The sequence below is a fragment of the Chryseobacterium sp. L12 genome (genome assembly GCF_056133985.1).
Window position 1 is genome coordinate 1 of the sequence record NZ_JBVYOF010000004.1, and the last position, 24403, is coordinate 24403.

At 36.2% G+C, this 24403-nt stretch carries 21 protein-coding genes; 5 read left to right on the top strand and 16 right to left on the bottom strand.

Annotated features, from left to right (window positions below):
- Positions 1 to 975 (top strand): ACR3 family arsenite efflux transporter (arsB, locus tag AC0NBN_RS03895; RefSeq protein WP_160813739.1); only part of this gene is annotated, 975 nt, incomplete at its 5' end.
- A 72-nt stretch (positions 976 to 1047) separates the two neighbouring features.
- Here the strand turns inward: arsB and AC0NBN_RS03900 are convergent.
- The 12 genes from AC0NBN_RS03900 to AC0NBN_RS03955 all read right to left on the bottom strand — a co-directional run bounded on the left by AC0NBN_RS03900 (position 1048) and on the right by AC0NBN_RS03955 (position 15710).
- Positions 1048 to 1929: an ORF6N domain-containing protein gene (locus AC0NBN_RS03900; protein ID WP_078798966.1), complete on the bottom strand. Its 882-nt coding sequence runs from the start codon at positions 1927 to 1929 to the stop codon at positions 1048 to 1050.
- Positions 1929 to 4013 (bottom strand): type IA DNA topoisomerase, encoded by a 2085-nt coding sequence (locus AC0NBN_RS03905; protein WP_160813740.1) that lies wholly within the window; start codon positions 4011 to 4013, stop codon positions 1929 to 1931. The genes AC0NBN_RS03900 and AC0NBN_RS03905 overlap by 1 nt, the downstream gene beginning before the upstream one ends.
- A 6-nt stretch (positions 4014 to 4019) precedes the next feature.
- Positions 4020 to 5483 carry a DUF3945 domain-containing protein gene (locus AC0NBN_RS03910; RefSeq protein WP_078798964.1) on the bottom strand — a complete coding sequence of 488 codons (1464 nt, stop codon included), beginning with the start codon at positions 5481 to 5483 and terminating at the stop codon, positions 4020 to 4022.
- A gap of 99 nt (positions 5484 to 5582) precedes the next feature.
- On the bottom strand, positions 5583 to 5873 hold the full coding sequence (locus AC0NBN_RS03915; RefSeq protein ID WP_078798963.1) for a helix-turn-helix domain-containing protein: 291 nt from the start codon (positions 5871 to 5873) through the stop codon (positions 5583 to 5585).
- Between the two features lie 25 nt (positions 5874 to 5898).
- Positions 5899 to 6252: a helix-turn-helix domain-containing protein gene (locus tag AC0NBN_RS03920; protein WP_078798962.1), complete on the bottom strand. Its 354-nt coding sequence runs from the start codon at positions 6250 to 6252 to the stop codon at positions 5899 to 5901.
- A 252-nt stretch (positions 6253 to 6504) separates the two neighbouring features.
- The gene (locus tag AC0NBN_RS03925) at positions 6505 to 7350 is read right to left on the bottom strand and encodes an RteC domain-containing protein (RefSeq protein WP_160813741.1); all 846 of its coding nucleotides are present in this window, start codon (positions 7348 to 7350) and stop codon (positions 6505 to 6507) included.
- A gap of 914 nt (positions 7351 to 8264) precedes the next feature.
- Positions 8265 to 8831 (bottom strand): methyltransferase family protein, encoded by a 567-nt coding sequence (locus AC0NBN_RS03930; RefSeq protein ID WP_160813742.1) that lies wholly within the window; start codon positions 8829 to 8831, stop codon positions 8265 to 8267.
- A gap of 1 nt (position 8832) precedes the next feature.
- Positions 8833 to 9132 carry a 2TM domain-containing protein gene (locus AC0NBN_RS03935; protein ID WP_143883008.1) on the bottom strand — a complete coding sequence of 100 codons (300 nt, stop codon included), beginning with the start codon at positions 9130 to 9132 and terminating at the stop codon, positions 8833 to 8835.
- Positions 9122 to 10447 carry a 2TM domain-containing protein gene (locus AC0NBN_RS03940; protein WP_143883009.1) on the bottom strand — a complete coding sequence of 442 codons (1326 nt, stop codon included), beginning with the start codon at positions 10445 to 10447 and terminating at the stop codon, positions 9122 to 9124. Before AC0NBN_RS03940 ends, AC0NBN_RS03935 begins: the two co-directional genes overlap by 11 nt.
- Positions 10448 to 10515: 68 nt before the next feature.
- A complete protein-coding gene (locus tag AC0NBN_RS03945) occupies positions 10516 to 11163 on the bottom strand; it encodes a hypothetical protein (protein WP_143883010.1) in 648 nt (215 codons plus the stop codon).
- 28 nt (positions 11164 to 11191) lie between these two features.
- The gene (locus AC0NBN_RS03950) at positions 11192 to 13423 is read right to left on the bottom strand and encodes a TonB-dependent receptor (protein WP_143883011.1); all 2232 of its coding nucleotides are present in this window, start codon (positions 13421 to 13423) and stop codon (positions 11192 to 11194) included.
- Between the two features lie 157 nt (positions 13424 to 13580).
- Positions 13581 to 15710: a carboxy terminal-processing peptidase gene (locus AC0NBN_RS03955; protein ID WP_143883012.1), complete on the bottom strand. Its 2130-nt coding sequence runs from the start codon at positions 15708 to 15710 to the stop codon at positions 13581 to 13583.
- A gap of 146 nt (positions 15711 to 15856) precedes the next feature.
- Between AC0NBN_RS03955 and surE the strand changes: the two genes are divergently transcribed.
- Positions 15857 to 16627, top strand: a complete 771-nt coding sequence (surE, locus tag AC0NBN_RS03960) for a 5'/3'-nucleotidase SurE (RefSeq protein WP_160813743.1) — start codon at positions 15857 to 15859, stop codon at positions 16625 to 16627.
- Between the two features lie 56 nt (positions 16628 to 16683).
- On the opposite strand, the gene AC0NBN_RS03965 is transcribed toward surE, so the two are convergent.
- From AC0NBN_RS03965 to AC0NBN_RS03980, 4 genes are read right to left on the bottom strand one after another with little or no spacing between them, the layout of a single operon-like run.
- On the bottom strand, positions 16684 to 17886 hold the full coding sequence (locus AC0NBN_RS03965) for a glycosyltransferase (protein WP_143883014.1): 1203 nt from the start codon (positions 17884 to 17886) through the stop codon (positions 16684 to 16686).
- Between the two features lie 59 nt (positions 17887 to 17945).
- Positions 17946 to 19349, bottom strand: coding sequence for a radical SAM protein (locus AC0NBN_RS03970; protein WP_160813744.1), 1404 nt, complete (start codon positions 19347 to 19349; stop codon positions 17946 to 17948).
- A gap of 9 nt (positions 19350 to 19358) precedes the next feature.
- A complete protein-coding gene (locus tag AC0NBN_RS03975) occupies positions 19359 to 19592 on the bottom strand; it encodes a hypothetical protein (RefSeq protein ID WP_474467141.1) in 234 nt (77 codons plus the stop codon).
- On the bottom strand, positions 19589 to 20419 hold the full coding sequence (locus AC0NBN_RS03980; protein WP_474467142.1) for a prolipoprotein diacylglyceryl transferase: 831 nt from the start codon (positions 20417 to 20419) through the stop codon (positions 19589 to 19591). Before AC0NBN_RS03980 ends, AC0NBN_RS03975 begins: the two co-directional genes overlap by 4 nt.
- 78 nt (positions 20420 to 20497) lie before the next feature.
- Here AC0NBN_RS03980 and AC0NBN_RS03985 point away from each other — a divergent pair, with 78 nt between their 5' ends.
- The 3 genes from AC0NBN_RS03985 to AC0NBN_RS03995 all read left to right on the top strand — a co-directional run bounded on the left by AC0NBN_RS03985 (position 20498) and on the right by AC0NBN_RS03995 (position 24403).
- Positions 20498 to 21538 (top strand): GMP reductase, encoded by a 1041-nt coding sequence (locus AC0NBN_RS03985; RefSeq protein ID WP_160813745.1) that lies wholly within the window; start codon positions 20498 to 20500, stop codon positions 21536 to 21538.
- A 342-nt stretch (positions 21539 to 21880) separates the two neighbouring features.
- Positions 21881 to 22546, top strand: coding sequence for a hypothetical protein (locus tag AC0NBN_RS03990; protein WP_160813746.1), 666 nt, complete (start codon positions 21881 to 21883; stop codon positions 22544 to 22546).
- A 201-nt stretch (positions 22547 to 22747) separates the two neighbouring features.
- Positions 22748 to 24403, top strand: a complete 1656-nt coding sequence (locus tag AC0NBN_RS03995) for an L-type lectin family protein (RefSeq protein WP_160813747.1) — start codon at positions 22748 to 22750, stop codon at positions 24401 to 24403.

Below are 24403 nucleotides of genomic sequence, written 5' to 3' on the forward strand. Positions count from 1 at the left end.
GCAATGGCAGTAGGTATAGGATTGGGATATATCTTTCCCGGTATTTCAAAAATTACAAATGCCCTATCCGTAGGCACTACAAACATTCCGTTGGCAATAGGTTTAATATTGATGATGTACCCGCCATTGGCAAAGGTTGATTATTCATTGTTACCTATGGCATTTAAGGATAAAAAAGTAATCGGTATATCCTTATTGCTGAATTGGGTTATCGGCACGGTACTGATGTTCGGTTTAGCAGTTTTGTTTTTACGGAACGAACCCGATTATATGACAGGCTTGATATTGATAGGTTTGGCAAGGTGCATCGCAATGGTAATCGTTTGGAGTGACTTAGCTAAAGCAAACAGAGAATATACAGCTATGTTAGTTGCATTAAACAGTATCTTCCAGATACTTTCTTATAGCTTCTTAGTTTGGCTGTTCATCAACGTATTACCTTCAAAATTAGGATTAGCCAACTTCAATGTAAGCGTATCAATGAAAGACGTAACCGAAAGCGTATTGATATACTTAGGCATTCCATTTTTAGCAGGTTTTTTAAGTCGTTACTTCCTTATCAAATCAAAAGGTACAGAATGGTATAACAGGAAATTTGTACCCCGAATATCGCCCATTACATTATATGCTTTACTGTTTACAATCGTATTAATGTTCAGTCTGAAAGGCGATAAAATATTGGAATTGCCAATGGATGTAGTAAAAGTGGCAATACCGTTAGTAATCTATTTTGTACTGATGTTTTTCGTGAGCTTCTTTATCAATAAATCCCTTAAAGTTCCTTACGATAAAAACGCATCCATCGCATTTACAGCCACAGGAAACAATTTTGAATTGGCAATAGCCGTAGCAATAGCGGTTTTCGGTATTCATTCGCCACAGGCATTTGTGGGCGTTATCGGCCCACTGGTAGAAGTTCCGGTACTCATATTATTGGTAAGGGCAAGTTTATGGCTAAAGAAAAAATATTATTGAAGTTAATTTAAGAACGTACAAGAGCATTTTGAAGCATCAAAAAACTAAAGAAAACCCTCTGAATTAGAGGGTTTATTGTTGGTTTAAGATTTTGAGCATTCTGCCCACCTCAATATCCATTCTCGAAAAGGCAAACCATTTTTTGCCCAGGTCTTTTAGTGATGCCCCGATGTGGTAAAGCTCCGTACCGTCAATAATCAAAAATCGGTCGTGGGCATCGGAAAAAATCTCAATTTCAATCAGAGGATATTGGCTGTTGTACCGTTGTACATCCAAACGTAGTTGATTGTTAATGCTTTTGGTATAGATTGTGGCAGTAACATCATCATTGCGTTTGCCCAATAAGGTCAATACTGTGTCATCCACATAATTATCCAGCAGGATAATGGAGTTTTTGGCATTACGAATAATGTCTGATACAAAGGCGTAGGCATCAAAAACCTGCCCATTGTAGAAAATTCCTTTTTCACTGTGGAGCTTATCGCTTTCCAAAGCCTTAAAAATCTCTTCAAATTTTTGGTCGGCTTCTAATTGTTTCAATTCAATTTTATCCAAACGATGAAAAAGAGAGGCATTACTGGCAAGCATTCTTCGCATTTCTACAAAGGCTTCCATAATTTCAACACTGACTTTAACCGCTATATCTGAACGGAGTATGGCAGAAGCCATTGCGACCCCTTGTTCAGTAAAAACATAGGGCAAATAACGTCTTCCGCCATAACTTAAACTTGAGGTTCCAATTTGGAACCTCAAGTTTTCAACTTCCTCTTCGGTCAGTTGAAAGCAGAAAGAAGCAGGAAACCTGTCTATATTCCTTTTTACGGCTTTGTTAAGGTTCTTTGTTTCCACCTGATATAAGGAAGCGAGGTCGCTATCCAGCATCACTTGCTTTCCACGTATAGAATAAATCAGATTTCTGATTTCCATTGTGCTAATGGTAGGCTTATTTTCCATTACTTTTTGTAGCTTTTATTTTTATCAAACTCAAAAGAGGTTGTACAATCCTCTTTCAATACGATATACGCATCGAATTTCTTTCCTGCCTTGCTTTTCATCCCTTTGATAAGTGAAGTTTTCCTTTTATTGACAAGGTTTTCAATATCAGCTATGCCGATTTGTACGCCACACACATTGCGAAACTGCACCCAATTACAAACCTCATCAGGACACTTCACTATTTTATCACGGATAATGAGTTGCTGGCTTTTACATTTCGGGCAAGCCAGTTTGGGCAGGTTGTTTTTGGCAATGGAAGTTTGCAGCAATTCATTGGTAATAGATGAAGCGTAATGTTCCATTTCCTTTTGAAATGCCCCTGCATCAGTTTCGTTGTTCTCAATTTTCTGCAATGCGAGTTCCCATTCGGCAGTCATTGCCACATCCGCAATTTTCCGTTCTTTAACTAATTCATACACTTGCAATCCCTTTTCGGTGGGGATTAAGGATTTCTTTTCCCTTTGGATGTAGTTACGGGTAAACAGGGTTTCGATTATTGCGGCTCTTGTAGCCGGAGTACCGATACCGATATTTTGCAGGGCTTTCCGTTCGTCTTCATTTTCGATTTCCTTTCCGGCAGTTTCCATAGCCGACAAAAGCCCTGCTTCGGTATAAAGCACAGGCGGTTTGGTTTTCTTTTCGAGAACGGAGGCTTCTTTTATTTTGAGTTCATCCCCTTTTTTCAGTTCGGGTAAATCCTGTATATGTTCAGTATCATCGTCGGAGAAACTGCCTTTGATGGAACGCCAGCCAGCTTCTATGATTTTACAGCCTTTTGCCATAAAATCATAATGCAATGCTTGTAAACCTACATCGGTTATCTCTTTGATGCAGGCTTGTGAAAGGGCTTCGAGCAACCGAAAGGCAATCATATCATAAACGGCATTTTCCTTTGCGTTCAGTGCTGATGGGATTTTGTCTGTAATCAATAATCCGTGGTGGTCGGTAACACGCAAATCGTTCACGATACGTTTATTGAAACGTCCCCATTTCATCTTTGATACGGCTTGCTTGCAGGTTTCCCTATCCTGCAAAGCCCTCACGAGGTTGGGGATTTCTGCCCACATATCTTCAGGAATGTATTTGCTTCCGGTACGGGGATAAGTGATAAACTTCTTTTCGTAAAGACTTTGGGCAATGTTGAGGGTTTCTTCGGCAGAAAGGTTCAGCTTTTTATTGGCTTCCTTCTGCAATCCGGTAAGGTCGAACAATAAAGGAGGTTGTTCTGTAACGCTTTTGGTTTCTACTGATGTAACTGTTGCCGTTTCGCTTCGCTGAATGGCTTTCAGCGTATCATCCGCAAGTTTTTGGTCTTCCCATTTGGTTTTGGAAAGGCTTTTAAAATCTATCAGTTCTTTGTGGTGTAATAACTGTATCTGCCAATACTTCTTTACCGAGAAATTTTTGTTTTCCAAATAGCGTTTGCATATCAAAGCCAGTGTAGGTGTCTGTACTCTTCCGAGTGAATAAATACCATTGCCTGCGGCAATGCTCAACGCCTGTGTAGCATTGATGCCCACGAGCCAATCGGCACGGCTTCTGCCTTGTGCCGCCTGATACAATCCGTCAAATGCTGCCCCGTCTTTTAGATTGTCAAAACCTTGTTTAATCGCTTTTTCGGTAAGCGAACTAATCCAAAGCCGTTCAAAAGGCTTGTTGCATTTCAGGTATTCATAAATGTACCTGAAAATGAGTTCGCCCTCACGTCCCGCATCGGTGGCTACAATGATGCTGTTACTACGATTAAAAAGCTGTTCGATAACCTTCAGTTGCTTTAATGCACCTGTATCGGCGGTATAGCCTTTGTCTTTTTTGACTTTCCGGACGGTCAGCAAAAAAGGGTTGGGCAATATTGGCAATGATGCTTTGTCAAATCCCGTAATCCCGTAATCTTCGGGCATTCCCAATCCTATTAAATGACCGAATGCCCACGTAACAAAATAGCCGTTACCTGTCAGGTAGCCGTCCTTTTTATCGGATGCTCCCACAAGTCCGGCTATTTCCCTTGCTACGCTTGGTTTTTCTGCAATGATTGTTTTCATACTTGATTACCTTTTTACGCCTTTGGATTTTGCAGGAGCTTTCGGCTTTTCCTGTTGTTCCTGCTGTTGTTTGTTTTTCGGTCTTTGTTGCCCCGACTTCAAAGGCTCTTTGATGTTTTTAGTTGCTTCGTTGGTCTTGCCCTCCGAATTGACGGCAGTTTGCGTTTTATGGGCTTCGGTGGGTTTTACCCTTTCTTTATATTGATTAGGAAACTCAAAGCCTGTTTTTCCGGTATCCTTGTTGAAAGTGATATAACCCTGATACGGTTGCCCTTTTTTATCTTTCAATCCGTCAATGTAAACGGTTTGTCCGGCTTTGAAATCCTTATGCTGCTCATCGGTCAGTTCTTTGCCTCTGAATGTTTTTGGAGCTTCCTGCGGCTGGCTTTGCTGATTGTTTTGAGTTTGACCGTTGCTTTGAGTTTGCCTGTTGGAATTATTGCGGTCAAACAGGAACTCCACATAACGTTTGTCTGCATTGAATTGGACCGTTGCCGAGAACTCCGTTCCTTTCGTGGAAATCATACCGTCTAACTTTAGCGGTTTACCCTCCATTAAAGTTTGTTTTTGCTCATCGTTCAGTTTTACACCTTTAATTTCATCGGGAATTTTTATGAAATCCGTCCGTAAGGCAATTACATCATTGGTTAGCCTGTCTATGCTGATAATGGATGGCATCAGTTCGCCCGTTTTGGAATTGGTCAGGTTAACCACACGCCCCATATTACCTGTTTCGAGCAGGTTCTTTTTGTCCTCATCGGTAAACTTGTGTCCGAAAAACTCAAAATGCAGGTTGGGTTCTTTTTTGATACCGTGCATTGCTACGATAACATTTCCATCTTCGGCTTGCTGTAAAGACAATCGGGCATCTGTGCGAAGAACAGAACCTCCGAAGTTAACGCCTATCGGCAAAAGTTCATTGGTTTTGTAACCTCGTAACAAAGGGTCAAGCAGGTTTCTTTTTTCAAGGTATTCCTTGCTTAATCCGAGGTTTTTCATTGTGTCCCAATCAATCTGCTCCGGTTTGTAGCGGTACTCGCTGGCTTCCGGTGTTGTTTGTGTTGTTGCCATATTATTTTGATTTTCTTGTTTCTTATCCTGTTGCGGCTCTATTTTTACTTCGTGTTCTTTCATCACTTTTTCGCCTTCTGGAGTGGGCTTATTTACCTGCTTTTGCATTTCCTGTGCTTTTTCGACTGCAATAGGTGCAGGCACTTTGAAGAATGAAAAATTGGTAGGGTTCTTTAATTGGCTGAAAAAATTGGAGAAGAAGTTGGAAAAAAAGTCGCCGCTTTTATCCACACGCATAAACTGGTTTTGGTTTTTCTTCGTGGGGTCAACGGTTTCCATTTTTCCGTTCTCGTCAATACTCTTTACGGCTTGGATTTTCATTTTTTCTTTATCCAGCACCAATAATATGTCCGATAATTGTTCGGGCATTTCCTGTTTGTTTGTGATTTCTTCGCTCATATTTTGAAAGTTTTAAAAATTCACTGCCGAATGTAAATGAAGCGTTGGCTGTATTGCTCAATTTGGCACTCAAAGGCAGCCTTTGTCTTTCATTGGCGTTCATTTTGAGGGAGGGTTAAAACTCTCTCTTATGAACTGATGTACATCAGATAGCTTGTAATACAATTTTCCACTTATCGTATAATAAGGTAGTTTGCCAATGGAGCGATACCGTTGCAGAGAGCGGTTGCTTATTTTCAGCATTTGAAGCAAATCCTGATTATCGAGCAGTTCCTCGCCATCTATACTGTTGCGTTTCTTTTGCAACTCGTCTATATTATCGCCCAGTATATCAAGGCGACCCATTAAGCGTTCCATCCACGCCAAAAATTCCATTCTGTCAATATTCATAGGAATATACTTTAAGGGTTCATACCTATTTTTTGTCTGCCTTTAGCTTTCTGCCTTTTTCGATATAGCTTTTGCCTTTTGCCATAAGCTCCTGCACAAATTCATCACTGCTCTGTATGGCATTGGCATTGAGCATATCCTTAATTGCTCCTATGGTGTAGAAATACTGACCGTAGATTTTTGAATAAGCAATCTCGCCTTTGGTGCGCATGCGCCATAAGGTCTTTTCGCTGATATGCAGGTATTGGCATACCTCGTGGTTATTGACCCACAGGTCATCATAGCTTCTATCATCCAATCTTTTCAGGTAGTCGGCAATGGCATTGATACGGCTGTTTAGCTGTTGCCACGCTTCTTCTTCAATGGTTATTATTTTCATTGCACAGCTTTTTAAAGTTCGCTATGCAAAATTGTGAAAGGTGGCAGTGTTTGTCTGCCAAGCCTTGCCAATTGGTTTGGCGGTTTTTTGAAAATTTTTACAATTAGTGAAAACCCTTGTTTAATAAGGATTTTAGGGGATTTTGGATATTTTGTAATGAAGTTTTGAGAGCATTTGCCAATTGGCAGATATGGGCAAAGAAAAAGCAGTACATTTTGTGTACTGCTCTGGACATACCGTTTTTTAATGTAGCTAAAGGTCTTTATCCATATATTCTTCGAGGGATATTTTGAGCTGGTCTAAAAATGCCGTTCGGGAACCTGCCCTTGTTTTCATTCGGTGGAAAGAGTGATGTATATCGTTTAAGGGAGTTCGGAATAGCACTTGAAAAATCAAAGCTAATTTTCGGATGCCGATTTTTCCGTGTGCAATGGAATTAGAAGCATAAAGAGCATATATCAGTTCGATAAGTGCATTTTGAGAATTTGTCCACGAAATATCCTTGTTTGCTTCTCCATTTAATAAAATCAAATCTGGATTTTCTTCGGGGCTGATTTTAGTAAGCATATAAGTATAAAGTAATTCATTCGCTATAATGTGGGCTATTTTGTTATCAAAATATGTTGAAAAGCTAAGGTCAATTTCAAATACACCACTCTTTAATCCATCGTGGTAATTGATTTGTCCGAGCCTGAAATAAGTATGGTCACGGTCTATTCTGCCTGCACGGTAGTATCTGTAAAAATCCTCATTGCAAATAGTTTCTTTATATTGTAATTTGAGGGTTTTTAATAGGTTCTCATAATAGCTTTGGTGTATTTTGCCATTGCTCACAGGGCAGGTAGTTTCGATGCGGAAGACTTTATTATAGTAAATGAGCTTCCCTAAGATTTGTGGTTTAATGTTCTTGAAAAAGTCAATTTCTTGCTGTTCATTTGTAAATCCATCCTGTACGACTTGGGCTTTTATATTGAACAACATTTCCTTTAGGAACAGGGTCATTTGATAAGCCTCTTCCGCCGTTGGCATCTTTTGAGAAGAAAATTTATCTTCCTGATGATGAATTTGCGCTAATATCTTATTCAACACGATTTCCATAGCATAGTCGTTTAGAAGTTCTCACAATTTGTTTCGGAGCTGCATCTATTGTTGATATGCCAAAATTTGGGAATAATATTGAAACCAATATCACAGAATACCCCCAGTGGGGAGATTTTATTGATATTTCAGTAGAAAGGAAAGGGCGAAAAAATGGGTAAAGCACTAATGTACTCTACCCATTTTTTATTACATTTGCATTAATGATTTACATGGTAATCAAGTGAAAGCAAGTGCAGTAAGCACCATTACTAAATCGTTACCGATAGAGTTCTCCACTCTTGTAAACTACTCTTTATTAGCCGATTTAGGCTTTATTAATCTTTTTATTAAAAAAAATTTACTGTTGGTTAGATTTTTTTCACGCAAAGATTTATTTTCAAAATGTTTAATTTTAAGATGCAAAGGCAATTAAATTGCATCGCAAAGCGTGAAATATCGCTTCATCAATAACTGTGATTCATCTTTGTTCCTTATATAAGATTATTTTGATTCAACTTTGCGTTAAATATGCGTCAAATATTCTTGTAATAAGTTTGTTGTTAATTTTTACGCAAAGATTTATTTTCAAAACGTTTTATTTTAAGATACAAAGGCAATTAAATTGCTTCGCAAAGCGTGAAAATATCGCTTCATCAATCAACCTGTTGATTCAACTTTGCTCCTTATATGTAAGGTTATTTTAATAAAACTTTGCGTTTAAATATGCGCAAATTTTTATGTAATAGTTTTTTTGTTATTTCTGCAAAGCTAAATCGCTAATGCGACAAAACTTGTCGTGTTATAAAATTAATATACAAGTAAACTGTTAAATCTAAAAAAAGGCAAATCAAATTTTAAAAGCAATTTTTTTTCCGAAAAGAAAAGGAGACGTATTATCATCTCCTTTAATTTCAATTTGAATTATTAAATCTTTAGTAAACAAACGGAATCAGCATTTTAGTTTTCTTTTTATACTGAATATATTCTTCACCAAATTTTTCTATAAGTGCCTTTTCTTCAATCTTAATACGATACAGAAAGGCAATAAAAGTCGGGACAAAAGCAAGAAATAAAGAAATCCAGTTATTGAGGAAAATACCAAGACCTAAAAAAGTAAGAAGCGCAAAAGTATAAGAAGGATGCCTGATGTATTTATAAAATCCTTCCTGCTTTATTTTATGATCTTCTTTGATAGAGACATCTACCATAAAATATTTTCCCAAGGATCTGATAATGATCCAGCGAAAAAAAATTCCGGTCAGAATAAAAAATTCACCAATGTATAACGTAAGATATTGATTTTTAATAGGAAAATAAGTGGTTTTAGAAATCAAAACAGCACAAAAAACAGACGGTAAAATTACTACCCATAAAATATTGAGTGTGGACTGATCTTTTTTCTGATCTTTTTCTCCAGATTTCAGCATTTTTTTATAATACAGTTCGCTGAAAAGCCAGAGCGCAACAGATGCATAAAAAACAAGATAAAGTGCATTCATATTATTTATTTTTTTCCATTAATTCTCTTATTTTCTTTTCTTCCCAGTTTTTACCCAAGATAAATGCCGGCAGAAATACACTCAGACCATGAGCAGCAACACCAATTCCCCATAATGAAGGCAAAATGAGCAAATCCCATTCCCAAAATTTTGCTCCAGGTTTTGCTATAACAGCTTCAGAAACAATGCTAAAAATATTCACAAAAAAATATACCATAAGATGGATATAAAAGCCTTTAATTTTTTTTACTTTTTTTTCAGCTTCACGGTAGCGCATGCTGCGCTGTATATTATTTTCCATAACTGTTGTTTTCTTTTTCTAAAATTTCCCTGATTTTTCTTTCTTCCCAGTTTCTTCCGATGGAAAATACACTCAATCCGTGTGCTGCCACACCCATTCCCCATCCAAGCATGGGCCAGTAAAACCACAAATGCTGCGGTGTTGATATCATATTAATAATAACCAAAACCGGTATCACTACAATGTAGGAGATAAGATTACTGTAAAAAGATTTAATTTCTTTTACCCGTTTCAATGCTCTTTCGTAAACCACATCATCATCAGAAACAACACTATTGACAACATTTGGTTTCTCAATTAACACAGGAAGTTTTACTTTAAAATAATCATCAGATCTTTCTATAAAAACATTTCGGCTGGTAAGCAAAGCGTAACGCTGCACAATATTTGCCAAGCCGATTCCTGCACTTTCTTTAATCTGTTCACGGATCTGGAGGTTATTTTCGATACACAGACTCTCTCCTTCTGTAAAAATTTTAATTAAAAGAGGTTTTGAAGAAGTAGCAAGATTATGTTTAATACAATTCTCCAAAAGAAGTTGCAGAGAAAGCGGAACAACAAATTTCTTTATATCTTCTTTTTTAATATCAAAAATAAAATTCACACTGTCTTCAAATCTTGTTTTAAGCAATTCGCAATAGATTTTCGCAAATTCAATTTCGTCTTCTACCGTAACGAGTTCTTTATCCTTCTGCTCAAGGACATAGCGGTAAATCTTAGACATTGAAGCCGTAAATTTCTGTGCCTGAATGGGATTTTCATCTATCAGTGAGCTCAAAACATTCAAAGAATTAAACAAAAAGTGAGGATCAAGCTGATTTTTCAGGCTTTCAAACTGTGCATTGGCAGATTTTGCAATAAGCTTCTGCTCCACCACTTCTTTTTTGGAAGCTTTTTTGAGTTCTTCCATAAAGCCTTTCGCATGAAGAAATGCTGAAATCAATAAAGCAATATTGATGGTAAACCAATTGATAAAATTATATTTCCCAAGAAAGTATTCTTCCGTAGTGGCTGATTTCTGAAAAATGACAAAATTGATGTAGTTACAGAAATAAACCAGGATAATATTGGTAATTAAGATGGTAACAATACTGATGACCGCACGCTTTGTGGTAGCTTCAGACCACGGAAATTTCTTGTTGAGAAAATCATTGACAAGCCCGTTTCCGCCACCTAAAACAAATGAGTACATAGACGAAACAAGAATCGTCAGCAAAAAATTTTTAATGGTCTTTTCAGTCGTAAACAGAAAGAAAAAGAACATTGATGTTGCGAAAGAAACCCAGGCAAGAGTTATCAGATTTTTGCGTGTCATAAGGTATTGTGTATTCAAATTTAGGCAATAAACTGTTTTTGCCGTAATTTTTGTTATTTAGATACAGATTATTTTCCGGACTGGCTGATAAAATATTCGGCTTCAGATTGTCCCCAGTTAGGATCTAAAGAAGTTTTAGGCTTGAAAGATTTATACTTCTCCAGAGCAGACTTAAAAAGTTCCATTCCCTTGGATTTGCTTCCGCCATATTGTTCGGGAGTAAAATAAGTATCTTCAGCTTTAATCAAAACCACTCGCGGATTTGCAGGATCCAGCTGTTCTGCTTTTTTAAGTGCTTCTTCAGCTTTTGCTCCGAATGTCATGTATCTTTCCATAGGATTGACCATCATCTTGAGCGAATAAATCATTTTTTGAAGCAAGTGAATTTCAGAATTGCTTTTTTCTACAGATTCTGCTGCATCTACATACTTCTGAGCCTGATCTGCCGCCTCATCCAAATTCTGCATTTTTCCTTCTCTCATCAAAACCCTTCCTTTCTGAATGTAAGAAAACGCAGTATAATAATTGGGCTGCCATTTTCCTTTTTCTTTGTCGGCAATTCTCTGAAAATCGTTGGCAAGAGCCTGGAAGTCTTCCGGAGTTTTGCATATTTCCAGTTTGCTGATCTTTTCAGTCATTATTTTTTCGTAATTGGATTGAGCATAAGATACTAAACTCATACAAACTAAAGCAAAGCTTAAAAGATATTTTTTCATGATTTCTAAATTTTTAAAATTATTGTTATTAAAGATTATTATTGATTGCATCCTGTGTTCTGTCGACTCCGAAGCTGATAAAAGCTCCAACAAAAACAAAGGTATTTACAGGTGGAACCACCGCAGAACTCTGCATTCCGTTTCTGGAAAAATTATACCCGTAAATGTTTTTATTTCCTAAAATATTGGAAATACTTAACACAAGTACAACAAATGACTTCGCATCTTTTTTTCCTAAATTCGGAAGATAATTAAAACTAAAATTAAGTGAACTGAAATCTTTCAGCCTTCCTTCATTCCTGATGATATTTTCCCCGTTTTGCGAAACAATATCGTAGAAAGGTCTTCCTTTAGCATAAGTATAAGAAAGATTGGTTCCGAATTTCAGCTCAGGGAAAAATCTTTTAGCAACTGCGGAAATAGTGTGTTCTGAGGCAAAATTGGGTCTTAAACTAAAAGGATAATTTAAAAAATCTCTTTTAGAATCCAGAAAAGAATAGCTTATCCAGTAATCAATATTCTGAAAGGTCTTTTTGTCTCTCCAGAAAAATTCAAGACCTTTGGCAAAACCATTTCCGTTATTATTTATGGCTGTCTGCACAGGCGGAGACTGGCTGTTTATTTCGCTGATATTTAAAACTTTAACTAAATCGTCATACTTTTTATAAAAAGCTTCCAGCCTCAAACTTCTCCCTTCAGAAGCTCTCTGAATCTGAAAAATATAATGCTGTGACTGCTGAAAATCTAACTTCACCGGCGAATTGATGTAACGGCTTTCCGGATTCTGGTAAAACAATCCGTAAGCGAAAGAGGCTGTCCATTCTTTTGCTAATCTGTAAGCCAAAGCAAAACGCGGAGCCACATTAAACCGGTTCAGAAAAGAAGAATGTTCCGAGCGAACGCCGATTTTAGCAGAAAAATGATTGCTGAATCCCAAATCCGTTTCCACGAAAGCAGAAGAGATCAAATCTTTGTAATTTTTATTAAAATCTGTAACGGTAAGTTCTTCACTGGTATTATTCAACTCAAAACCTCCTCTCAATGCACTGATTTTATTCAGTTTTCTTTCTAAAACGGTTTTAAAGTTAAAGTAATTCCCATGATTCAAAACCTGAGTATTTCCTGATTCTATTTCCTGCTTTTCGGTTGAGAAATTAAGATCAGACTCGTTAAAAGAATAAGAAGTTCCTATATTCAAAAGGTATTTTCCGAATTTTTGTCTGAAAGAAAGATTGTGATACATATTTTCTCCTTTCAGTTTCACCAGAGCAAAATCGTATTCCGGTTCCAGACTTTCTGTTTTTACACCCATTCTGTCGGTACTATACATTCCGTAATATTTGAAAAAACCTCCGGATTTAGTTTTAAATCTGAAATTTGCATCTCCGTTAAAACCTTGCGGTCCGTCTGTAAAATCAGTATTAAAATTAAAAATTTTACGCATTGGTGTCAGCAAAGAATATCCCGCACTCGCTCCGTAAGAATGATTTTTATCTTCGCCTAATCTCTGAAAGCCTGCATTTAAAAATATCGGAGAAACGCCAATGTCATAAGAGCTTTGATCCGGAAGATCTACGCTTTCCAGCATCAGAACACCAGAAAGAGCCTGCCCGTATAACGCTGAATAGCCGCCGCTGGAAAAAATATTTCCTTTGAAAAGAGAAGTGTTGAAGCGGTCTCGTCCTGCAATTCCCGGAACAGAATTAGAAAAATAATTGTTGATAAGACTTCCGTCCATAAAGATTTTGGCTTCGGTACCGGTTCCGCCACGGATAAAAAGACCTTCCGTTTCGCCTACTTTCTGCACACCCGGAAGATACGTGAGCGCAGAAGAAACCTGCCCGTCTGCTCCGGCAATCGTATAAATATCTATGGGTGTAAGTAAAGCTGTAGCACGTTTTTTATCGCTGGCTTCTATAGCTCCTGCGGAAATTACCACTGCTTCAATTTCACTCACCTGTTCTTTAATTTCGCTATTTACGGTTATGTTTTCATTTCCTATCAAAATATTTTTCTCTACTTCAATATATTTAGGATGCGAAAATGTAAGAACCTGATTTCCTTTCTCGGTTGTTTCAAAAGAAAAAATGCCGTCTTTGTCTGTTGTGGCACCGTCATAAGTATCTTTCAGTGTAACATTTACTTCACTGATTCCCTTATTTTTAAACGTAACTTTCCCTGAAATTTTAATCTGAGAAAAAGAAAAAGTAAAGCTGAGCATCAAAAGAAAGCCAACCACTTTCTGAAATATCGTTTTCATGTCTGTTTTAATTTTCCGTAAAATTATCTCTAAAACTTTACAGAAAAATATTTTTCTGACTGAACGGTAGTTTTTGAATACTGAGTTGTATTTCTTATTTGATTTGCGTTTCTATAAAATAAAAAACCACCAATTTTCGTTGATGGCTTGTAAAATTTTATTGTTTTGATTTCATGTCGGCAATAATATTCATCGCTTCCTGAAGGTAAGAATCTTTCTGGAGATTTTTAATCCATATTTCCGATTTCTTCTTAAAGACCTCATCTTTCTTCTCTCTTTCAATTTCCGCAGGATACATTGCAAACTTCAATCCGTTATTGAATTTAGAAAGCTTTTTGAACTTCTCAATCTGTGCTTTTCTCTGCTTCATCAGTTCATTAAACTTGTTAATATTCAAAGTTATTGTTTCTTCTTTATTAAGCTGCTCTCTCCATTGGGCAGATTCCAGAAGCAATTGATAATTAGGATTTTTTGCCATTCTTTCGCTGCTTGCTTTTTCTAAAGCCTTCACATCAAGATTATTCATTCTCTGGAAGTTAGCACTCGGAATTTTATCCCAAGCTAAAGCAAAATCATCATATCTTTCTCCGATTTCCGCAAAAGTGAAGAAATCTTTCATCTGAATATCCGACACAATTCCTTTTCTTTGGTTTGATTCTCCTGTCACTCTGTAGAACTTCTGAATCGTTAGTTTTAAAGATCCGAAATCATCTTCAGTATTTAGAAATCTGTTAAGATCAACAAAAGTCTGCACCGTACCTTTCCCAAATGACTGTGGAGATCCTACTACAATTGCTCTTCCATAGTCCTGCATTGCCCCTGCTAAAATTTCCGAAGCAGAAGCGGAAAGCTCGTTTTGCATAATTACCAACGGACCATTCCAGATTGGAGATTCCTGCTTATTTTTCAAAGTCTGAATTTTTCCGTTTCCGTCTTTTACCTGAACGTAAGGACCTGCATTCATAAACAATCCCATAATATCACCCACTTCGGTTAAAGAACCTCCGCCATTATTTCTCAGATCAAGAACGATTCCTTCAATTCCCTGCGCTTTCAGTTTGATGATTTCATTTTTAATGTCATCAGAAGCATTTCTGCCTTTTTCATCCTCAAAATCGGCATTGAAGCTTGGAAGATTGATGAATCCGTACTTTTTGCCATTCGGTGAATTTACGATAATGCTTTTCGCAAACGTATCTTCAATGGCAACTTCCTCGCGAATCATGGTTACATCTCTGATCGTACCATCTTTTTTCTGAACCGTTAAAGTTACCGGAGTTCCTTTTTCACCTCTGATCAGTCTCACCGCTTCATCAGAAAGCATTCCTACTACATTTACAGCATCTTCTTTTGGTTTAGATTTCACTTTCAGAATTTTATCCCCTTCAGAAAGCTGTTTAGATTTCCAGGCAGGAGCACCGATTGTTAATGCGCCCAAATAAAGATTTCCTTTTTTCTCCTGAATTAAAGCACCGATTCCGATCACTTTTCCTTTAAACTGGGTATCAAAATCTTCTTTATCTTTTGGAGAATAATAATTGGTGTGCGGATCAAAAACTTCTGTATAAGCATTCATATAGACCGTAAACCAATCCATTTTCTTTCTTTTTTTGAATCTTGTAAAAGTTTCCTTTACCAGATCCTTTACCTCATCTGTTGCTTTTGTCAGTTTTTGCTGAGGCGTAAGAATTTCAAGTTTTATCGTGTCTTTCAGCTTAAATTTCTGTACAGAATCTTTTTTCTCTTTTTGGGTTTCCTCTTTGCTGTTCATCGACTCAATTTCCTGAAGAATATTGTATTTGATGAATTTTTTCCACTCGTTATACTGTTCCTGTTTGTTTGCAGGAGTTTTTTTAAGTTTAGGCTCAAGAATCAGTGTTTCATCTTCTTCAAGATTGATTGGTTTCGTAAAAATATCCTGCGTCATCTTATCAATTTCATCTACTCTTTGGTACAATCTATCAATAGTCAGTTTGTAAAATGTAAGGTCTCCCTGATTGATGTAATCATCCAGCTTGGTTTCATGCTTAGCAAATTCATCCATATCAGACTGAAGAAAATATCTTTTTGCAGGATCTGCCAATTCAAAATAATGCTTATAAACATCTTTAGAATAAGCATCGTTGATGGGTTTTGGGCTGTAATGTAAGTAAGAAAGAGTATTTTTAACACTCACCATGATCGTCTGCATCTTTTCATCATCATTTTGAGGTGAATTGAAACAAAACATAAGACTTGTCAATGGTATGAGGAGTAAAAATTTATTCAGTTTAAAATTTTTCCACATAAATCTATAATATATTTTATTAATTTTTTAGAATTGTTTTTAATTAGTATTGATAATTAAATTTCCGTTACAAACTATCAAAATTAATACCTTCTTTAGAATTATCAATTAGTTTTAAGTATTTTTGTTAAAATTAAATTTTTTATATGGAAAAACCACTTATTCTGGTAACAAATGACGACGGAATTACAGCTCCGGGTATCAGAAATCTTGTAGAATTTATGAATGAGATAGGAGAAGTGATTGTGGTGGCTCCCAATTCTCCTCAAAGCGGAAAAGGTCATGCAATTACCATCAATTCTACTTTAAGCTATGAAGAAGTACATTTGGACGGACCTCAACGGGATTTTTCCTGCAGTGGAACTCCGGTAGACTGTGTGAAAATGGCTTTGGATAAAATTCTTCCGAGAAGACCGGATATTGTAGTATCAGGAATCAACCACGGAGCTAATTCTTCCATCAACGTTATTTACTCGGGAACAATGTCTGCTGCTGTGGAAGGCGGTGTAGAAGGACTTCCTTCGATTGGCTTTTCTTTGTTGGATTTCAGCTGGGAAGCAGATTTCACACAGGCTAAAGAATACATCCAGGGAATTGTAAAAAAGGTGATTGATAACCCAATGCCAAAAGGTGTTGTGCTGAATGTCAACATCCCGAAACTTACGAAAGAAGAAATAAAAGGTGTAAAAATCTGTAAGCAAGCGAATGCCAAATGGGAAGAAAGCTTTGATGAACGCATCAATCCGCATGGAAAAAAATATTACTGGCTTACAGGATATTTCAACAATATGGATGAATCTGAAGATGCAGATGAAACAGCATTGGCAAACGGATATATTTCTATTGTTCCTGTGAAATTTGATCTTACTGCGTACGAATACATGAATGAATTGAATGAAATCATGAAGTTTGATTAAAACTCTTTGATCTCTTTTTAAGACAGATTTCTTTAAGATTTGCAGAAATCTGTCTTTTATTTTTTATTTTTCTCTTCAATCCAGCGGCTCATGTATTTGGTTGAGTTTAACTGATGATGCTGAAGAATGATTCCCAGAAAATTTCCTGTTCGATGATTTTGAAGGTTTTCCTTGATGTCTGCAATTTTTTCCCAAAATTGGTCAACGTAAAGCTGTTTATCAAAAACTTGTTTCAAAATCTCCTCTGCATTTTTGTTTGCCTGATTCCAGACTGTTTCATTTTGATATAGCTCAACAGCTTTATTGATAAAATTTTCGTCAGAATCTTTAATAAATCCGTTCCAGGGAAGATTTTTATGCATCGCTTCTGCTCCAACCGAACTGGTAACATTCGGCAAGCTAAATTTCATGCTTTCCCAGAGTTTTCCTTTCAAGCCCGCACCAAAAGGAATGGGAGCGAGTAAAACACGGTATTGTCTGAAAACAGACTCTGCAGACTCTGCCCTTCCTTTCACGATAAAACCTTCATTCTCATTATTCAGCTGAAAAACTTTTTCTGTCGCATAAGCTCCGTAAATATGAAGTTCCGCATCCGGAATTTGCTTACGAATTGATTTCCAGATTGTTTTCAGCTTAATAACAGTCTGCCAATTGGGTTCATGTAAAAAATTTCCGATACTTACGAAATGTTCGCGCTCTGAAAAAGAAGGCTTATTTTCTTGCTTTTCTTCTGTCAGAAACGGAATATAAAAGAGAATCTCAGGATTAATTTTGAATTTTTTTATCAGCAAATTCATTTCGAATTCAGAGATGATTAACGATAAATCACACCGCAAAATGGAAGCAATTTCTCTTTTAAAAATTTCATTGATGAAATCCTGATCGTTTACTTCTCTCTTTTCAGCAAAAGCTTTTCTGCGTGCTTCCCTCAAGAAATGAAGGTCTTCCGTATCAAGAATTTTAATCGCATCCGGACAATTTTCAGAAATACGCCAACCTAACTGTTCTTCGGTAACATATCGGTCAAAAAGAACAATATCAGGATTCAGAACTTTAATTTTTTCGTCAAAACTTTTGCTGTTGATTTCAATTTTTTCAACATCAATTTTCTCCGAAAACTCAATATTGTTAGCCGATGTAAGAAAAGTGACTTTGTAATTTTTTTTACTGAACAATTCAATAAGCTGCATCATTCTTTGACCAGCTGCCGTAGAAGCAGGCTCAGGAATAACGAGACCGATAATAACGAGATGTTTCACAAATGCAAAATTAGGACTAAATTTTCCAAATCATTGATTAAAGTAGTCTGCATTTATAGCTAAAATAAAACCCTGTCATCTTTTCGCAATTCTTCCAGGTATTTGATTTTATCATCACGATAAAACAAATTCATTGTCTCAAAAGGAATAAGTTTTAAATTTTTGCTGACAATGTGTACGCATGATTTTTTCACAGCCCGCACGTCAAAATCGTGTGCATCCATAAAATTCATAATAATAATTCTGAATAAATTATCATAATCAAGATTCGGAGCCGAAACTTCAGGAAGACAGCATAATAGCTGATTGACTTTAGGTTTTACTTTATCAACCGAAATACCCGTACTGAAAATATCTAAAAGCTGCATCTGCAATCCGGTATCCTGTTCGTAGACGATTGTATTTTTGGTTTCATTATTCAGCAAATCGGCGGGATTGATGTATCTGGTTAGAGGAATTGTCTCGCCTTCCAGTTTTAAAATATATCCCATTGCCAAAGCATCCGGGTTACATGGGGCCGGAATCAGATCATCTGAGTTCAAAAGCGGAAACTGGTTTAAAATTTCTTGTCTTACTTCCGTTAAAGTAATTTTTTCATGTGCCGAATCTTCTCTGTTCCGCCCTGCAATTTCGACAGGCTGAAAAGTAATTCCGCGAACACATTTTTGTTTTAAGGCAAACTCAATAATTTTTCCGATTTCATCAACATTTTTTCCTTTTTGCAGAACAATAACGAGCGTCGTAGAAAGATTTAATTCATTTAATTTTTCTAAAGCTTTCATTCTTACATCCGTTAAGTCTTTACCCCTGAAGTCTTCTAAAACCTCCGGCTTGAAGGAATCAAACTGCAGATAAACTTCAAATTCCGGAGCATAGGATGCTAATTTTTCGGCAAAGCCGGGATCATTGGCAATTCTTACGCCATTGGTATTCAGCATTAAATGTTTGATCGGTTTCGTTTTCGCAATATCCATTATTTTGAAAAATTCAGGATGAATTGTAGGTTCTCCTCCACTGATCTGCACAACATCCGGTTCACCTTCATTCTTAACAATAATATCAAACATTGCTTCAATTTCCTGTAAGCTTCTATGATTTCCGTAATGCGGAGAAGACATGGCATAGCAAGTCGGACAAGTGAGATTACAGCGATCTGTCACTTCCACGATAGAAAGGCAGCTATGCTGCTCATGATCAACACATAAACCACAATCGTAAGGACAGCCATACTCTACATCGGTTCCGAAATGAACAGGTGTTTCTGATGCTTTATTATAGTTTCGTATGCTTTTATAGTATTGAACGTCAGAAGCAATTTTAGTTTTAAAAAAGCCATGATCGGGACATCTTTTGGTCATGAAAACCGATTCATCCTCAATGATAATTTTTGCTCCTACCCTTTTCAGGCATTCCGGACAAAGACTTATCGTATAATCGTAATAGGTATATTTTCTTACTGGCATAATTTATATTTACATTCCACCACAAATAAAACCACTGATCAACCCGCCAATAAGCATCGATATCAAAACGGTTCTCCAGAACTGTCCGCTGGTAAATTTATTTTCGTTATTCCATTCATAAATCACTTTTGTAATAGCGGCAATCACCAGAGAAACTACAAAAAGTATAACCAAAATAAACCCTATAATCATTACGACTAAACCGCCAAGATTACCAACTTCAAGGATTGTTAAATTTTTCATGATGTGATATTTTCAGGTGAAGTTAAAGAATTTATTTTTCTCAGTTTCAAGAAATAATAAAAAATGATGCAAAGACAGGTAATCTGAATTGTTCCTAAATTTCCGACAATTTCTATTTTCGGTTTTATAAAATCCAGCATAAACCTAAAGCTGAAATAACTCAACATAAATATCTGAAAAACAAAACCTGACGGATATATTTTTTTATCCTGAATAGTTTTTAAAATAATCCATAAGACTATAAGAAAAGTAATTTCGTAAAGCGCAACAGGATGCCGAAGATATTCATCTCCTAAATGCATTCCGAAAATAAAATCTGTAGGAATTCCATACGTTTCTTCGTGAATTCCTGTCAGAAAACATCCGATTCTACCAATAATCATTGCGAGAATTAATGGAAAAACAATCAGATCTCCTGTGCTTTCTTTATGACCGACAATTTTTTTTGCCCATTCTACACCGATTAAACCAAAAGCCAGTCCGCCGACGATGGTATTGTTTGTCCAGAATCTTTTAAAATCAAAATCATTAAAAAATACATACGGATTTTCTAAATTCCCTATAAGCTTTGAACCCAATAATGCTCCTGCCGTAGCTCCGATTAAAACCGCAGCAGAGATATTAAATGACAGTTTTTCTTTTGATTTCCGTTTTAAATAAAAATAATACCGCATTCCGATGAAAATCCCAATCGTTTCAAGAACAGGATGTGCAAGGATTGTATGACCAAAAATCTGAAAAGTAACAGGAAAATCCATGAAATCAAAAATAGGATATTTCAAAAGATGATGACACCAATTATAAGAATTAAATTCTAAATCTCTCATAAATATTCTATAAAATCATCTCCTTTCGATGTTTCTAAAAATCTTTTCCATACTTTTATTTAAAATATCTTCCAAATTATGAGAATAGAATATGATATAAAGCTGGGCTTTAAAGATGTGATGTTTCGTCCTAAACGTTCAACCTTAAAATCGCGCTCCGAGGTTAACTTAGAAAGAGAATTCACATTCCTCCACACTCAGAAAAAATGGAAAGGCACTCCTATTATCGCAGCCAATATGGATACGGTAGGAACTTTCGAAATGGCAGTTGAACTCGCAAAAGACAAAATAATTACTGCTGTACACAAACATTACTCTGTAACAGAATGGGCTGATTTCCTGCAGGATAAGAATGATGAAATCTATCAGTACATCGCATTGAGCACCGGAACCGGAACAGCAGATGAAGAAAAAATAAAAACCATTCTCACGCAACATCCAAAAATTGAGTTTCTCTGCATAGATGTCGCCAATGGTTATTCTGAGCATTTCGTACAGTTTGTGAAGAAAGCCAGACAGAATTTTCCTGATAAAATTATCATTGCAGGGAATGTAGTAACAGGCGAAATGATAGAAGAGTTAATTTTAGTTGGTGCCGATATTATTAAAGTCGGAATCGGTCCAGGTTCGGTCTGTACGACAAGAGTAAAAACCGGTGTTGGTTATCCTCAGCTTTCAGCCATTATAGAATGTTCTGATGCCGCTCACGGATTGAAAGGGCACATTATTGCAGACGGAGGATGTAAAGTTCCGGGAGATGTGGCAAAAGCTTTTGGCGGAGGTGCAGATTTTGTGATGCTCGGCGGAATGTTTGCCGGTCACGATGAAAGCGGTGGTGAAATGGTGGAAGAGAACGGAAAAAAATATAAGCTATTCTATGGAATGAGTTCTAAAACAGCAATGGATAAACATTCCGGAGGTGTGGCAGAATACAGAGCTTCCGAAGGAAAAACGGTGAAAGTAGAATATAAAGGTCCGGTTGCGGAAACGGTAAAAGATATTTTAGGCGGCGTACGTTCTACCTGTACTTATGTTGGTGCTTCCACACTGAAGGAATTGTCAAAAAGAACTACTTTTATACGAGTTCAGGAACAGGAAAACCAGATTTTTAAGGATTAATTTCATCTAAGAGTAATTGATATAAATCTAATAAAAATAAAATATCAACCCTCATTAATAAAGAATTCTTTTATTCTAAAGATTAATGAGGGTTTTATTTTTATTTATTTCCCATTTTTTTGCATTAAAATTTTTAATAAACAATGAAAAAATTTTAATTGTTAGCTTTCATAACATCATATATTTCATATTAACGCAAAAATAAACATTTATAAATGCGTATTATGCTTGTAGATTTTTATCTACAAACAGCTTATTATCAGCAAATTAATTAAATTTTAATTTAACTTTGCTGAATTAAAGGCTATTCCAATCAACAATTTTATCTCACATATTGATAATTTGATATTAAACCCAATTTTTTCATCAAGAAAATATTGGAAAATTTTATTGTTGCCTTTTTTGTTATTTTATGTGAAATCTTATTCACAAGAAAACGACAGTTTGAGCGAACGCTCTTCTAATACAATTTTATTGAAAGGAGAAGCAGCAATTTACTCATCTGATGATAATTTTAATTATCAGATTGCTGAAAGATCTATTGTAATCAAAGGTAATTCGATACAATACACAAAAAACTCAGGGAAATCATTAATAATAATTACCAGTTCTTCTGACTATGTAAGCACAAGTAGGGATTTAAAAAACAATAAAAAGAATTTAGTTAAGAGAATTAAAAATGATGATATAAAATCAAAAAAAATAATTGATGAATACCAATCAAAACTAAAGTATCATATCATCAGAAAATTTGAAAATCACCACTCAGAAGAAAGATTTTCAAATCTAAAAAATCAAACATTATATTATTTACTTCCTGAATCTGGTTTGAAGAAAAAAATAAAAAAAGCTTGTTTAAGTTTTTTAACTTTCTTCTCTTATTTGTCATGTTTATTTTTGCTTGTGCTGTTATTCGATTGGTACAACAAACAATTCATAGATTATCATTATTCAAGAGTTTTTAATATAAGACCGCCTCCATCTTTGCTGAGTTTTATCAAATTCTAATCTATTAATTAGTTGAATACTCGTTTTTATTCAACGAATATATGGTATTTGATAAAAAATGGGTTTGATAAGTATATTTGAAATTGATTCTTACACCGTTGATAATTACTATTACAAACTCTTTCAGCAGTTTACAATCAACATCTTTAACACAAATAATATAAAATGGTAAAAAATAATAATTTTTTTAAGTTATTCACTATGCTTTTAATTATACTTGGAAGCTGTAGTGAAATACAAGCTCAATTATATGGAAGTTTTCCATACAGTGAAAGTTTTACGTCTGGAAGTCAGCCAAGTGAAATAACCCTTATGACACCTCAAACCGGAATAAACTCTACAACATTTACTACCAATGGTATGCGTCTTACATCAGCTGTAAACAATCAGTTTGGTGCAGTATATATTAATAATAAACAATTCTCTTCTCTGAACGGTATCAAAATAGAGTTTGAATACGGAATGTATGGTGGTACAGGTGCAGATGGATTATCAGTATTTTTGTTTGACGCATCAGTTGCTTCACCTGTAGTTGGTGCAAACGGAGCGGGTTTAGGCTATGGGTACAACAGGGCTCATAATACCTTTGCTTCAAACAGGCAAACGGGACTTTCCGGAGCTTATTTAGGAATAGGTATTGATGCTTTTGGTAACTTCAAAAGACAGGTATTTCAAGGCGATCAAAGAAGTAACGGCGTGCAGGCAACTTTTGCACAAAATGGCAGCCAGGTGACACTCAGAGGAAAAAGAGGAACGCTGAATCTTTCGAATGGTTTGGGATTGGGCTATACTGGATATCCCACTCTAATCACACAATCAACACTTGCTTCTGCGGGAATAGCATCTGCTACTATCAATCCGGCTACGGGTGCTTATACTACCGGAGTAGGTTTACCAGCTAATTTTAATCTAAGAACAACTACATTCACTACAAATCCGGCTAATGCTGATTATAGAAAAGCGTTTATTGAACTAATTCCAAATGCCTTAGGCGGATTTAATGTTACGGTAAAAATACAACACGGATCTACAGTATCTACAGTAATTAATAATTACTGGTACAGAACTTCATATGTTTATAATGAAAACGCAAATCCTGTTTCAACTGATTTTAATACTTCAGATGTGCAGGGCGCTGACGCAACTTACACCTTAGATACAAGTCCGCCGGCAAACTTTAGAATTGGTTTCGGAGCTTCTAATGGCGGATTAAATGACATTCATCTTATCCGTGGACTGAAAGTTACCCTTCCTTATTCTGCAGTTTCCAGTGATGACTCTTTTTCTACCTGCAAAAACTCTTCTGCAACGATAGCCCCTTTAACAAATGATATAGCGTATTCCGGACCCATAACAGGTACACCAACTGCCTCATCCTCTAATATAGATGCTAATTCATTTCAATTTATTGATACAGCTGGAACACCTCAAGGAATTTCCTATACTCAGAGCGGTGTAGGTACTTGGATCTATTCTGCATCTACTAAGCTGGTTACTTTTTCGCCGGCAACTGGATACACTGGTACGGCAACTATCAGATATAATATAAAAGGTCTTACGGCTCCTTATAACGATGACGGCTATCGCAGTGAGCCTTCAACTATTACAGTTACCGTGAATAATTGCTTTGGGTGTACATCTAAATTATATCTTTCTCAGGCAAACTCACTTTATGAAGTTGTTACATCAAGTAATCCACTTACTTATCCTCTCATAGGCACAGCATCTGTAAATTATAATTCTACAGCGATAAATCCTCTGAATGGTGTTATGTACGGAATTCAGACTCCTACGTCAAATGTTTTGGTAGCCATCAATGCAGACGGAACATCTGTTAATCCCAAATCACGCAGTTGA

Bases quoted from the DNA above. Each gene is read 5' to 3' on its own strand.
- AC0NBN_RS03900 (WP_078798966.1), bottom strand. From the start codon at position 1,929: ATGGAAAATAAGCCTACCATTAGCACAATGGAAATCAGAAATCTGATT.
- AC0NBN_RS03905 (WP_160813740.1), bottom strand. From the start codon at position 4,013: ATGAAAACAATCATTGCAGAAAAACCAAGCGTAGCAAGGGAAATAGCC.
- AC0NBN_RS03910 (WP_078798964.1), bottom strand. From the start codon at position 5,483: ATGAGCGAAGAAATCACAAACAAACAGGAAATGCCCGAACAATTATCG.
- AC0NBN_RS03915 (WP_078798963.1), bottom strand. From the start codon at position 5,873: ATGAATATTGACAGAATGGAATTTTTGGCGTGGATGGAACGCTTAATG.
- AC0NBN_RS03920 (WP_078798962.1), bottom strand. From the start codon at position 6,252: ATGAAAATAATAACCATTGAAGAAGAAGCGTGGCAACAGCTAAACAGC.
- AC0NBN_RS03925 (WP_160813741.1), bottom strand. From the start codon at position 7,350: ATGGAAATCGTGTTGAATAAGATATTAGCGCAAATTCATCATCAGGAA.
- AC0NBN_RS03930 (WP_160813742.1), bottom strand. From the start codon at position 8,831: ATGAATGCACTTTATCTTGTTTTTTATGCATCTGTTGCGCTCTGGCTT.
- AC0NBN_RS03935 (WP_143883008.1), bottom strand. From the start codon at position 9,132: ATGGAAAATAATATACAGCGCAGCATGCGCTACCGTGAAGCTGAAAAA.
- AC0NBN_RS03940 (WP_143883009.1), bottom strand. From the start codon at position 10,447: ATGACACGCAAAAATCTGATAACTCTTGCCTGGGTTTCTTTCGCAACA.
- AC0NBN_RS03945 (WP_143883010.1), bottom strand. From the start codon at position 11,163: ATGAAAAAATATCTTTTAAGCTTTGCTTTAGTTTGTATGAGTTTAGTA.
- AC0NBN_RS03950 (WP_143883011.1), bottom strand. From the start codon at position 13,423: ATGAAAACGATATTTCAGAAAGTGGTTGGCTTTCTTTTGATGCTCAGC.
- AC0NBN_RS03955 (WP_143883012.1), bottom strand. From the start codon at position 15,710: ATGTGGAAAAATTTTAAACTGAATAAATTTTTACTCCTCATACCATTG.
- surE (WP_160813743.1), top strand. From the start codon at position 15,857: ATGGAAAAACCACTTATTCTGGTAACAAATGACGACGGAATTACAGCT.
- AC0NBN_RS03970 (WP_160813744.1), bottom strand. From the start codon at position 19,349: ATGCCAGTAAGAAAATATACCTATTACGATTATACGATAAGTCTTTGT.
- AC0NBN_RS03975 (WP_474467141.1), bottom strand. From the start codon at position 19,592: ATGAAAAATTTAACAATCCTTGAAGTTGGTAATCTTGGCGGTTTAGTC.
- AC0NBN_RS03980 (WP_474467142.1), bottom strand. From the start codon at position 20,419: ATGAGAGATTTAGAATTTAATTCTTATAATTGGTGTCATCATCTTTTG.
- AC0NBN_RS03985 (WP_160813745.1), top strand. From the start codon at position 20,498: ATGAGAATAGAATATGATATAAAGCTGGGCTTTAAAGATGTGATGTTT.
- AC0NBN_RS03995 (WP_160813747.1), top strand. From the start codon at position 22,748: ATGCTTTTAATTATACTTGGAAGCTGTAGTGAAATACAAGCTCAATTA.